This window comes from Burkholderia sp. WSM2232, from assembly GCF_000472545.1.
Lineage (GTDB): Bacteria > Pseudomonadota > Gammaproteobacteria > Burkholderiales > Burkholderiaceae > Paraburkholderia.
The window spans coordinates 129,278-141,310 of the sequence record NZ_AWZV01000004.1; the positions used below are offsets into that span (position 1 = coordinate 129,278).

At 60.8% G+C, this 12,033-nt stretch carries 11 protein-coding genes; 6 read left to right on the forward strand and 5 right to left on the reverse strand.

Translation table 11 applies throughout. The features are described 5' to 3' along the window. Window positions 1-4: 4 nt before the first annotated feature. From F757_RS32880 to F757_RS0102900, 6 genes are read left to right on the forward strand one after another with little or no spacing between them, the layout of a single operon-like run. Complete coding sequence (locus F757_RS32880) at window positions 5-1,144, forward strand: NAD(P)/FAD-dependent oxidoreductase (protein ID WP_035466145.1); 1,140 nt, start codon at window positions 5-7, stop codon at window positions 1,142-1,144. Further along, window positions 1,141-1,935, forward strand: a complete 795-nt coding sequence (locus F757_RS0102880; protein WP_027210082.1) for an NAD(P)-dependent oxidoreductase — start codon at window positions 1,141-1,143, stop codon at window positions 1,933-1,935. Before F757_RS32880 ends, F757_RS0102880 begins: the two co-directional genes overlap by 4 nt. After that, the gene (locus tag F757_RS0102885) at window positions 1,932-2,765 is read left to right on the forward strand and encodes a sugar phosphate isomerase/epimerase family protein (protein WP_027210083.1); all 834 of its coding nucleotides are present in this window, start codon (window positions 1,932-1,934) and stop codon (window positions 2,763-2,765) included. The genes F757_RS0102880 and F757_RS0102885 overlap by 4 nt, the downstream gene beginning before the upstream one ends. After that, entirely contained in the window at window positions 2,762-3,118 is a 357-nt protein-coding gene (locus tag F757_RS0102890) for a multidrug transporter (RefSeq protein WP_027210084.1), read from the forward strand. The genes F757_RS0102885 and F757_RS0102890 overlap by 4 nt, the downstream gene beginning before the upstream one ends. Window positions 3,119-3,139: 21 nt before the next feature. Continuing rightward, entirely contained in the window at window positions 3,140-3,949 is an 810-nt protein-coding gene (locus tag F757_RS0102895; protein WP_027210085.1) for a glycosyltransferase family 2 protein, read from the forward strand. A gap of 51 nt (window positions 3,950-4,000) precedes the next feature. Beyond that, window positions 4,001-7,183 (forward strand): hypothetical protein, encoded by a 3,183-nt coding sequence (locus F757_RS0102900; RefSeq protein WP_027210086.1) that lies wholly within the window; start codon window positions 4,001-4,003, stop codon window positions 7,181-7,183. Between the two features lie 29 nt (window positions 7,184-7,212). On the opposite strand, the gene F757_RS32885 is transcribed toward F757_RS0102900, so the two are convergent. The 5 genes from F757_RS32885 to F757_RS0102925 all read right to left on the reverse strand — a co-directional run bounded on the left by F757_RS32885 (window position 7,213) and on the right by F757_RS0102925 (window position 12,032). Further along, complete coding sequence (locus F757_RS32885; protein WP_051376653.1) at window positions 7,213-8,367, reverse strand: class I SAM-dependent methyltransferase; 1,155 nt, start codon at window positions 8,365-8,367, stop codon at window positions 7,213-7,215. 298 nt (window positions 8,368-8,665) lie between these two features. Continuing rightward, window positions 8,666-9,319, reverse strand: coding sequence for a class I SAM-dependent methyltransferase (locus tag F757_RS0102910; RefSeq protein WP_232221341.1), 654 nt, complete (start codon window positions 9,317-9,319; stop codon window positions 8,666-8,668). A gap of 174 nt (window positions 9,320-9,493) precedes the next feature. Then, the gene (locus F757_RS0102915; protein ID WP_027210088.1) at window positions 9,494-10,372 is read right to left on the reverse strand and encodes a hypothetical protein; all 879 of its coding nucleotides are present in this window, start codon (window positions 10,370-10,372) and stop codon (window positions 9,494-9,496) included. After that, a complete protein-coding gene (locus F757_RS0102920; protein WP_027210089.1) occupies window positions 10,369-10,962 on the reverse strand; it encodes a histidine phosphatase family protein in 594 nt (197 codons plus the stop codon). The genes F757_RS0102915 and F757_RS0102920 overlap by 4 nt, the downstream gene beginning before the upstream one ends. Window positions 10,963-10,976: 14 nt before the next feature. Beyond that, complete coding sequence (locus tag F757_RS0102925) at window positions 10,977-12,032, reverse strand: glycosyltransferase (protein ID WP_027210090.1); 1,056 nt, start codon at window positions 12,030-12,032, stop codon at window positions 10,977-10,979. Between the last annotated feature and the right edge of the window lies 1 nt (window position 12,033).

The window sequence follows — 12,033 nt, forward strand, 5'->3', positions numbered from 1 at the left end:
GCTCATGCAAGATGCCGTAGTGATCGGCGGTGGCTTCTACGGAACGGCGATCGCGATTTACCTGATGAAGCAACGGGGCTTGAAAACAGTGACGCTCATCGAGCGCGAGCCTACCTTGCTCGCGCGGGCGTCGTACAACAATCAGGCGCGCGTTCACAACGGTTATCACTATCCGCGCAGCTTCACGACGGCGTTTCGCAGCCGCGTGAATCTGCCGCGCTTTGTCCGCGATTTTCCGGAGGTCGTGAAGCGCGACTTCACCAAGATCTACGCGATCGCCCGGCGCAATTCGAAGGTCACCGCGCGGCAGTTCGAGCGCTTTTGCCGTGAAATCGGCGCAAGCCTCGAGCCGGCGCCCCAGCAGGTGCGCGAGCTGTTTGAACCGCGCCTGATCGAGCAGGTCTTTCTCGTCGAGGAGTATGCTTTCGATTCGACGAAGCTTGCGGCCTGGGCGCGGCACGAACTGGGCGAACTCGGTGTGGACATCAGGCTCGGCAGGCGCGTCGAAAGTATTCAGCGGCGTGGCGAAGGTTTTGTGCTTCAGTGCGACGACGCAAACCGTTCGAGCCTGCACGCAAAGTATGTGTTCAATTGCACCTATAGCGGCCTGAATCAGTTCGAAGGCGACTTTCGCGGCACCCAGACGAAGCTGAAGCATGAGATCACGGAGATGGCGCTGGTCGAGACAGCGCCGCAATTGCGTGGACTCGGCGTGACCGTCATGGACGGCCCGTTTTTCTCGATGATGCCGTTTCCCGCCCGCGGTCTTCACACGCTTTCGCATGTGCGCTATACGCCGCACGCGAGCTGGATGGACGCGCCCCACTCGGACCCGTATGCGCGCCTTGGCGAGTACGTGCGCCAAAGCCGGGTAGACCGGATGGTGCGGGACGTGGAACGCTATTTTCCCGCGGTTCACGATGCGCGCTACGTCGAGTCCCTCTTCGAGGTCAAAACGGTTCTGGTCAAGAACGAAGGCGACGACGGCCGTCCGATCCTGTTCGAGCAGGACCCCGCATCGCACGGGCTTTATTCGATTCTGGGCGGCAAGATCGACAACATCTACGACGTGCTTGAGAAGCTGGACGCAGAAACCTTCGTTTCCACTTCGCAAGCACCAACAGCATTGGGAACAGACACATGAACGACGCATTGATCGGGTACACAGGGTTTGTCGGATCGACCTTGCTGAAACAGAAACATTTCGATGCGCGCTTCTGCTCGACGAACATCGCGGACATTCGCGGCCAATCATTCGATCTCGTGGTCGGCGCCGGCGCGCCTGCGCAGAAGTGGATTGCGAATGCGGAACCGGAGGCGGACCGAGCGAAAATAGAAGCGCTGATCGAGCATTTGTCCACCGTCCGCTGCGGTACCTTCGTGCTGATCAGTACCGTGGACGTGTTCCGGCAACCTGTTGGTGTCGACGAGAGCACACCGGTGGACGAGCAGGGGCTGCATGCTTATGGCTTGCACCGGCGCCTACTCGAAAAGTTCGTCGCGCAGCATTTCGCGCGGCATCTGATTGTCCGTCTTCCTGGACTGGTTGGACCGGGATTGCGCAAGAACGTCATTTTCGATTTCCTGAACGATAACAACCTCCACGCCATCGACAGCCGGGGATCGTTCCAGTTTTACCCGATGGTGAATCTGTGGGCCGATATTCAGACCGCGCTGTCTGCCGGACTCGAACTGGTGCATCTGACCGCTGAACCGGTCAGCGTCGCCCAGGTGGCTGAACAGGGTTTCGGGAAGCGCTTCGAGCAGACCACGCAGGCGCAGCCCGCAAGCTACGACTTTCGCACGAGGCACGCGGAGCTGTTCGGCGCCACGGGGCCGTATCAATACAGCCGGCGCGAGACGATTCAGGCCGTGAGGTCGTATGCGCAGTCCGAACCGCGCAAGCTGCCCGCCGCATCGCAGGGGCAGGCATGAGAATCGCCATTTCGAACATTGCATGGGAAGTCGCGGACGATCAACTGGTCGCGGACATTCTGAAGCAACACGACGTCGATGCGATCGACGTCGCGCCGGGCAAATACTTTCCGGACCCGAAGTCCGCCGACGTGGTGGACATCCAGCGCGTTCGCACGTGGTGGGCGGATCGCGGAATCGAGATCACCGGCATGCAGTCGTTGCTGTTCGGCACCAGCGGGCTGAACCTGTTCGGTACCGTCGAATCGCAAGAAGCGATGCTCGAGCATTTGCGGGCAGTCTGCCGCATAGGCGGCGAACTGGGCGCGACGCGGCTCGTATTTGGCTCGCCGCGCAATCGTGACCGCACCGGCCTCACCGACGCCGCCGCCCATGACATCGCCGTTGCCTTCTTCCGTAGGCTCGGCGATATTGCGGCTGGACACGGCGTGCAGGTCTGCCTCGAACCCAATCCGCCGTGCTACGGCGCTAATTTCATGACTAACAGCCGCGATACGGCGACTGTGGTGTCCGCGGTCGCGCATCCTGCGATCAGGATGCAACTGGACACTGGCGCGGTCACGATCAATGAAGAAGAGCCTCGCCAGGTGATAACCGATTACGCGCATCTGATCGGACATGTGCATGCGAGTGAGCCGAACCTGGTCACGCTTGGCGAGGGCGGCGCGAATCACGCGGCGATAGCGAGCGTGCTGAGCGAGATGCTGCCCGCGCGGGTGGTGTCCATCGAGATGCTGGCGCCGAAGTCGGGCGGCGCGATTGATGCGGTCCGCCGTGCGGTCGGCGAAGCGGTCCGCTGCTACCGTCCGGAAAGCGGAGCCGCCTCATGAAGTGGCTGATCCTTGTCTTAGGTATCGCTTCCAACGCGTCCGCCAGTGTGCTTGTCAAGATAGCAATGATGCCGCCGCGCCGCTTTCCGAGCCTCAGCGACCCCATTGGCGCGCTGAAAAACGGACCTTTCTGGCTCGGCCTTGCGCTGTATGGCGCGGCCTTCCTGCTTTACGCAGCGGCGCTCAGCCGCCTGCCGTTGAACGTTGCGCAGCCGGTGCTGACCGCGGGCGCCATCGCGAGCGTAGCCATTCTGTCGGTGGCTATCTTCCGTGAGCCATTTCCCTGGACCGTCGGTGTGGGGATTCTATTCATCATCGCGGGCGTTGCGCTCATTACTGCCCGCGTAGGGTGAAATCGAAGGATTGCAGATTCAATGACACACGATATTTCCCAGCAAGCGCGGGCCCGCTGGCAAGTTCCCGCATTCAAGGTGCAACTCGATTCGCCAGCACACAGTCGCTGGTGCGTGGTCATTCCGGTGATCAACGAGGGCGCCCGCATCCGCAACCTGCTCGAGCGGATGGCGGCGCTTCGCATTCACGAGGCGGCCGACGTCATTATCGTGGACGGCGGCAGCACGGATGGCTCGCTCCAACATGACTTCCTTGCCAGCAAAGGGGTGCGCACGCTGCTACTGAAGACGGGGCCGGGCAAGTTGAGCGCGCAGTTGCGGTGCGCTTATGCATTCGCACTGGACAAGGGCTACGAGGGTATCGTGACGATCGACGGCAACGACAAGGACGATCCCGACGCTATCCCGCGCTTCATTGATGAGCTGCAGAACGGCGTCGATTTCGTTCAGGCGTCGCGCTATCTTTCCGGCGGCATCGCGGAGAACACGCCCAAGTCGCGCGACCTCGCCATCCGGCTGATTCATGCGCCGATGCTGAGTCTTTTCTCCGGCTTTCGCTGGACAGACACGACGCAAGGCTTTCGCGCCTACAGCCGCAAAATGCTGCTGGATTCGCGAGTCGCGCCGTTTCGCGACGTGTTCAACACCTACGAATTGCTCGCCTACCTGTCATACCGCGTACCGAAACTCGGTTACCGTTGTGTCGAGCTCGCGACCACGCGACGTTATCCCAAAGGCGAGGTGCCTACCAAGATCAGCAGCGTGCGGGGCAACCTTTCGGTGCTGCAAGTGCTGTTTAAGGCCTGTTTCGGCGCATATAACCCTTCGTGAGCCGAGGGGCTGCGAACCGGTGGGCGTGATGGGCAAAGAACGGGACATTGAATGTCGAACCAGTTAACGAATACAGAAAAATTCAGTGTGGCGGTGGCGTCGGCCGCGTTGGCCGCCGCCGCACTCGCACTTGGTTTGCGCATGACGCTGGCACCGACCTATTCGGATTTCATTGTCGGCCGGATCACGTGGCAGGCGGAGACGAAGTTTCAGGATCTGTTCGCGCCGCCTTTGATGATCGTCGTGTTGTTCGTCGGGCTCTTACTGCTTTCGTCTCAAATGAAGCGGCTCAAGAGCGGTTCTGCGGCATGGGCGCAAGATTTATCGGAACAATTGCTGTGGTGGTCGGTGCCGTCGGTGGTCGTGGCGGCGGGCCTCGTTACGGGCTCGTCGATTGATCGGTCGATGCAACTGATCTCCGCGGTGGCGGTCATCGTTCTCGTCGTTTATGCGTGGTTGCAGCGCGGCAAAGACGGTCAACAATCGCCGCTGATTGTGGGGCTCGGTCTTTTTGCGGCGTTGGTCGTAGCGCTTCTGCCGCTTGAACTCGCACTGGTGATGGGCCGGGCGCCTGTTTCCATGGTCGGTTTGATGCAGGTGGACCGCTATGCGAAGGCAAGCCAGGCGCTCGCTGCGCTGCTGTTCGTCGCTGTGCTGACCACCGCCGTCAATCCTCGGCGGCTCGCGCGCGTATTGCCCGGCGCGCTTTTCGCCGGACAACTCGGACTGCCGCTCTTTTATCTGGCGCTCTATCCCGCACGCCTCGCCTTACCCGATGGATCGCTGACCAAATATTCCACAACGTGGGCGCTCAAGGCACTAGTTGTCGCGCTGGTGCTCGCGGGCATCGTCGACGTAGTTCGTCGTTACCGCAACTATTGCCGCAGCGATGGCATGTCTTTCAAGGTGCTGTTCTCGCCGCTGGCGCTATTTGGACTTCTCGTCGCATTCAAGTTCGGCAACACGATCGGACCGGCGCTATCCACGAACGACTATGAGTTCGGGCAGAACCTGCTCGGCTGGTGGTCTTACGTCAAGGGCGTCGTGCCGTACGTCGGCTACGTAGCACCGCACGGTTTCATGGAAGACGACCTTCCGGGGCTGCTTTCTCTGGTGTTCTACGACGGAACGGCGGCGAGCATCGCGGACGCGAACAGGCTTGGTTCGACCTTGCTGTCGCTAGTGACGTTTCTTGCGCTGTTCCGCTTTTCGGGCAGCATGGGTCTCGCGTTGGTCGCGACGTTTTTCATCGGCGGCAGAAGTGCGTTTCTGTTCTTCACGCCGTTTCTTTGCCTCTGGTTCAGCGCCTCGCTCAGGGCGACTCCGGCACGTTGGCTTGCGGCCTGGCTCATCACCGCGCCCATCGTCGTGCTGGGCGTGCCGCCCGCAGGGCTGCTGCTTGCCGCCGCCTCCGGATTGCTGGCGCTGGAAGCGGTATGGCGCATCTGGCGAGGGCGTGAGCGTGCGGGTCTAAGAACGCTTATAGCCGTTTGCATCGCGCTTGTCGTGCTCGCCATCGCCACGCCGTTCGTGCCCATGCTGTTCGGCGCGATTCGCTATGTACTGGAAAACGGGCCTATCAATCAGGTCGCTTACGGCATTCCTTGGGACGCGAGTTGGAACACGAACGGACCGAAGTCCGGGCTCGTGTTCGAAGCGGTGCGCATGTCGTGGCTCGCCGCTCCGTTCTTCTGTTTGCTGATGGCCTATGCGATTATCAGGCGCCGGGGTGCAGGCGATGCCGCGTTGCTGCCGACCATCGTCGTTCTGCTGTTCACGCTGCTGCTCACGCCGTATTCAATGGGACGGATTGATGCCGGCGACCTGTCGCGTGCAGGCCTCGCAGCTATCTTCGGCTGGGCAGTGCTGATTCCCCTCGTCGCCTGGCATGCGATCAAGACGCCGTACCGGGTTGCGTTGGTCGTCGCGCTGGCCGGCGCGAGTGCGACGCTCAATTACACCACGCTCGCCTTTTCCACGGCCGTCACGGCGGCGGCGCCTTCCATCGCAATCGGTCCCATGAAGAATGGCGCGGATGTGGGTATGCCGAACATCGGTCGGGCGATGGTTCAAGAGGATCAATGGGCAAGCCTCGTCAAACTCAACACGCTGCTGAACAGCGCGTTGCCGCCGGGGGTGGGTTACCTCGACCTGACCTCGCGCAATGCCCGGACGTTTTATATGAATCGTCCGGTGACAATGGCGGTCACGGCGCCTTACAACATGGCCTCGGTTCGACAGCAGCAGCGCGCGGTGGAGCAGCTTTCGGCCCAGTTGCCGGATGTCGCATTGCTCGGGGCCGGCAATCTTGCTTATGACGGCGGCGGGCTTGCGTTGCGAGATCCAGTGCTCTACCGTTTCGCGATCGATCATTACACACCGGTCTGGGCAGACGGGGTTATTCTCGGCTACAGCGGCAAGCGGGCAACTGCCGGCGAGCTGAGCCAGCGCCCGACCGTGACGGCGAAGAACCAGACGGACGACAAATGGGACCGGGGTGTCTCCCGCAACGAGGCAGCGTTGCTGCTGGATAGCGACACGCCTGTCTCCGCGTTGACTGTCGGCACGCAGCTACGCCTTGCTGACGGCCAGCAGCGCCGGGTGACCGGAGTGAATGCCGGGCTGCACACGGTCTCGCTCGACGGCGTTCCGCTAGACGCGTCGAAAGTAGGGTATCCCGCTGCAACCGAGATCGTGCTCGATGCATCGTCTGCACGCGAGTTCCGTATGGCCATGCTCGACGCGGCATTTTCCGCCCCTGACCTTGGCGAGATTCCGGTCGCCTGGGGGCGCTCCAACAGGTCGCTGGCGAAGAAAATGTCGACGGTCGGGAAGCTCGATTCGTCGGCGGCTCAATTGCGCGACCTGATTGCCGAAGCAGGCCAGTACAAGGTGGCCGGTGGTAATCCGCAAATCAGCTTTGACATCGCCTCGCTGCAATTGTCCGGTCATGCCGCGGGTCTGTTGCGATTCGACTTCGCGTGCTTCGACCGCCGTGCCCAGCCGAGGCTCACGGTGTCGTGGTCCGGCGTCCGCCAGGAAGGGGCCGCTGGAGCGGGGCAGTTGCAGTTCACCGCGGACGACGGCGTGCTCATCGTCCCCATCGATGCGTACCCGCGCTGGCTAACCCTGGAGCGAGTCGATGCACTGCAGATCCGTTTGGCTAATCCGGGCGCGTGTGGGGCGATTGGCGTGACAAATGCGACGCTTTTGCAACGGAATGTTTTCCGGTAGTGGGCGGCTCACCGCGCCCCTTGGCTCTGTCATGTTGCAGATGCAATCGCGCCGGGGGCAGTGTGAGGTGTCGTCAATGGCCGGAACGGCCGTCCTTCGCGCCACCCGAAATGCCGGTAGTGAGTCACGGGGTCAGCACCCGCATCGCGCACGTCGGGGTTCGCGGCGAGATAGTCAGCAGCATTGAATGCTGGCGGGAACACGAGTGGTTCGACCGGATCGAGATCGCTCGGCTGTCCGCACACGCGCGAACTGCCTTGCGCGTTGTCCCAGCCGGGACCTAATGCGGCGAATATCCGGCGCGTTCGCCACCAGGCAGTACCGGGCGCCGCGACTTTGGCCACGCGTGCCATGCGTTGCCAGCTTTCCGCGATGTATCGCCGGTCACACGAACGCCGCAGCACGACGGAGAACTCCATGCCGTTGTGCATTGTGTCGGCGAAGTCTTCGCATGCAAAGTCGAGCAGGTCCATGTCGCATAAATCGGCGATGAGCTTCGCGAACGATCGTGGCGTGAAAACCCAGCAATGGACGTCGTGATATCTGCCGTTTTCGAAGGCATCGCGCGCGAGCTGCATCGCCCCTTGCCACGTGTGATGTCGTTTTGCGGAGGCCCGTTCGATACGCCCGCGCCATGCCTGTGCGGTACTGATGTCGGCGGCGTTCAGACAGTGATCGAGCAGACAGAATGGGTGAGGGACGCGCGCGCGTTCGATATAGCTTGTCAGCACCTCGGGCAGACGGCTTTCGCGCCGGAAGTAGTCGAACGTGAAGCGCCTGTCGGGCACCGCCAGACGCACCTCGCCGGTGGGCTTGAGCACGGCCGCCAGTTCGCGCAGCCACGTCACGAGATCGGGTACGTGCTCGACAACATGCGACGCCACCACATAGTCCACATACTGCCCGCCAATGGCTTCGTGCAGCGTGTTTGCGCCCCACACTGCATCGACGTTGACGATCTGGTCCGGATCGACATGCGGATCGTCGCGATACTTCTGACGCAGGTGCGGCGTGTCGGTGTGATCGACGTAGATGATCTTCGCGGCGTCGGCCCGGCGAACGAGCGGCCAGCACAGTGGGCCGATTTCGACGCCTACGCTCTCCTTCAGCTTGAGTCCGCGAAGAAGGCGGATTCGACGTTTCTCTCGTGCAAGCTTGTCGCGGTCATTGCTTTCCTTCGTCATGTCGTCTCCTCACTCGAACGGCATCCCGGGTCACGAGATATGCGTCGCGGGTAGCGGCGCACAGCGCGAAGAGATGGGTCAGCGTGCATGCGTCAGACGGCGGTGGCGGCGGCCAATGCTCCTGTCGCAACTGTCAAACGATGAAGGGCAGCGCGTGCATCGCGCACGTGCTGCATGAAGCATATTTTCCGGATAAATGAGCGGTTGGCCGTAGTGTCGGTAGTTGTGGGCCGGCGAATGCGTGCCGGCTCAGTACGAGGACGAGGCCCTTCCGGATCTCCAGCGATCAAAGGATACCTCAATTGCGGGTGATAAAGAAAACGTCCTGATGATTGTCCCATCCGCCACGACGATACTCGAGTATCTCTACGTTGTTTTCGCGGCAGACATCGGTTACCCATTGATGCGGGATCAGCGCGATGCCGTAGCTGTCTCCGATGTAATCGACAGTCTTGGCCTCCAGTGAGTGGTCGGGCATATAGTTGACGAAGCCGTACTGACCGGCGTCGTAGCTCGACAACAAATGCGTGCGCGCGGCGTCGCCGACCTGATAGCAGTCCACGCTTCCGAGAATCTCGCGCGAACGCTCGCCATGCGTGGTGACGACGGCGACCCCGCCGCGCTTGAGCTTCTGCAAGAAGTATTTCATCACCGTGCGGGCATTGTGGCCGGAAAGATGCGTGATCAACGAGCCGAGTGCGGCTACGTCGAAGAAATCGTCCGGCACGTTGTTGAACTCGTACACAGGGTCGGTAATGGGATAGGCATTGACGCCGAACTCCTCGGCGCAGAATTCGACGGCGGGGACCATGATGTCGGCCACATGTATCCGTTGCGGATCGAAGCGGGACGCGAGGTGGCGGGTCACGCGGCCATAACCGCACGGCAATTCAAGGCAGACCGGCGACTGCGCACCGGCCAGAGCGGCTGCTTGGGAGACGAAGTCGGCCATCTGGGTGCCGACCGATTCGTAATGCTCGGTCGAGCCGTGAAACATGTCATCGTTAGGATGAATTCGTGCTGGATGCATGGTCTAGTATTTTTCTTGAGCGAAGTCATTAACCGCTTGTGGCGGGTCCTGGTGCTGCAGTTCAACGTTATGCATCTACAACGGCGGGGACGCCCTCTAATCGATCCGGACCGGCTGACCCGTATGCGGATGTGGCCGTGTCGCGTAGAAATCGAAGAAGTGTTTTTGCCACAACGCGCACACGGTGTCCATCTCCTCGATCAGCGCCGCTTCAAACGCACCGGACGCATCGGCCCGGTCGATTTTTGATTGCATGCGGTCGAACAGCAATTTCTCGAAGTCGTTGATGCAGTAGTCGCGCACGGCGTTCGCATCGAATGTATAAGCCGCGCGCGGCAGCTCCGGATGCAACGAAATGTAGGTGCTGAAAAGGCGCTCGACAATGAACGGCAAGAATGGCGCTGGGTCCGTGTGCAGTGTATCGGTCATTACACCGACGGCCGCTTCGTGCGACGGATTCCCTTCGAGAAAATCCGCAATCGGCAACAGCGTCTTGCCCACGTACTCGTCCCAGAAGCGGCGCGAGCCGACCCAGAAGTTGCAGTAAGCGAGTGTTGCCGGTCCATGTCGCGGCGTGTGGGCAACCGGAATGTCGACACCGCTCGCATCCAGAAGCGCCTGAGCCGCACGGGTGAGGCCGGGATGTGCGTGCTCGCCCTGCATCCAAACGTTGAAAGACCAATACGCGAGTTGCGGAAATGGATTGATGAAAGTGACATCCGCGCCGTCATGGCGTTGGACGAAATCAATAAATGCGCGACCGGCGATCTTCGACTTCAGCGAGAACTTGGGCGAAAAGAGACCCGTATAGTCGTGCGCCAAATGCTCGCCGTTGCGATACATGTCGGTCAGGATCTTGAACTCGCGCCATTCGGGACGCGCATTGTCCGCACGTACTAACGGCAGGAAATCCGCACAGGTCAGCGTTTGGTCCTGCGAGTAGATCGGCTCGAATATCGCAACGGTTTTGCTCATACGTGGCCCGCGCGTTCCAGGCAGTAGCGGTTCAGATCCGCGCGCCACTTCAGATACGTGAACGACGCATTCGGCACCGTGAAGCTCGGGTAATGCGTTTCGATGGGCACGCCGAGCAGATATTGCAAGACGACGCTGATCGGCCCGCCGTGCGCGACCGCCGCCGTCAAACCGCTTTCGCTCACGTGCGGGCGAACCTCCGACTCGACCCACGCTTGCACGCGCTCGGCCATGTCAAGGTGCGATTCGCCGTTTTCATAGCGATTGCGGATGTTGCCGTTGAAGTCGGGGAAGGTCCGGTTGAAATCGGCTTCGAGCCACGATCCGTAAATACCTGGATGCGTTTCGGCTAGCCGTGCGTCGTAGGTAATGGGCGTGGTCGCGTCGAACAGCAATTCGGCGGTCTGGCGGGCACGCGCCCACGGGCTGCAATAAAAGCGCGACGGCTCAAAGCCAAAGCGATCGAGCGTCGCGGCGAGGTTGATCGACTGGGTCTTGCCAAGTTCGGTGAGCCCGTCCTTGTCGGTCGAGATCAGCAGTCCCTTTTCGTTCGCGACCGACTGGCCGTGCCTGATCAATAGGAGATCCATGGTGTGGTGTCCGTTCAGACCGGGCTTTCGCCGGTCACGAGTTCAAGAAAAGTCTTTGCCGGACCGGTCAGGCCGAATCGCTCGCGAGTGTCGGTGTGCGCGTTGACTCGTAGGGAGTCGCGCAACGTCTTGTCCTGGTAAAGCTTTTCCATGGCTGCTGCCCATTCGTCGGGCGTATTGTTCACGAGCAGTCCGGTTTGTCCGTCCGTAACAGCTTCCTCATACACCGGCGAACGCGAGTAGATGCCCGGAATGCCGAGGCTGCCGTAGTCGATGTACTTGATGCACGATTTGCAGCTGTTAAAGAAGAGCGCGTCAGGATCTTCGCGGCCGCCGAGCGGCACGATCGAAAACATGTAGCCCGCGTCCCGAATCGCCGCCTTATAGGCGTGATTTTCGAGAAACCCTTTGGAAACGAGCCGCGGAATGCGCGACATTTCCGGAAAGCCGTCGCCCCAGAACTCGAGCACAACCTCGGGGTGCCGTTGCAGAAAGTCGACGACGACCCTGAAGAACTCCTTTCTGAACTGAACGAGCTTGATGCCGTCCGTATTCGAGAACAGGATCTTGGGCGGCGCGGACTCGTGCCAGTTCGACGGGCCGGAAGGCAGCGAGTCATGATCGAAGCCGTTCGGAATGACCACAACCGAAGGCCGCAGACGGCGCAGCTTGTTGCGCAGTGTTTCATTGGAGACCGTCGCAATGGACGCCTGACGGATCAGCCACGTAATGTTTGCGAGCAGATCGTCGTTCAGGTCGGTGACGCTGTACATCGGCAAGTCGATAATCCAGTCGTCCATATCGTAGATGGTGCGAAGGCCCAGGTCGTTGGCCATGCGCATCACGTCCGTCGCGCGGTTCGAGCTATGTTTGTTGAACAGCACCGCATCGAAACGACGCAATTGCCCGACGGTGACGTCGCTTTCGACGATCTCTTCCCATTCGAGCATCCGGTTGTTCGCCATGTAGCCGAGTAAGGGGCCGAACCGGGCCGCAATGGAGCGCGACATCAGCCTGTCGTGCGACAGCGAGATTCGCTGAACAACCAGTAGGCGAGGAATCTTCGGCATG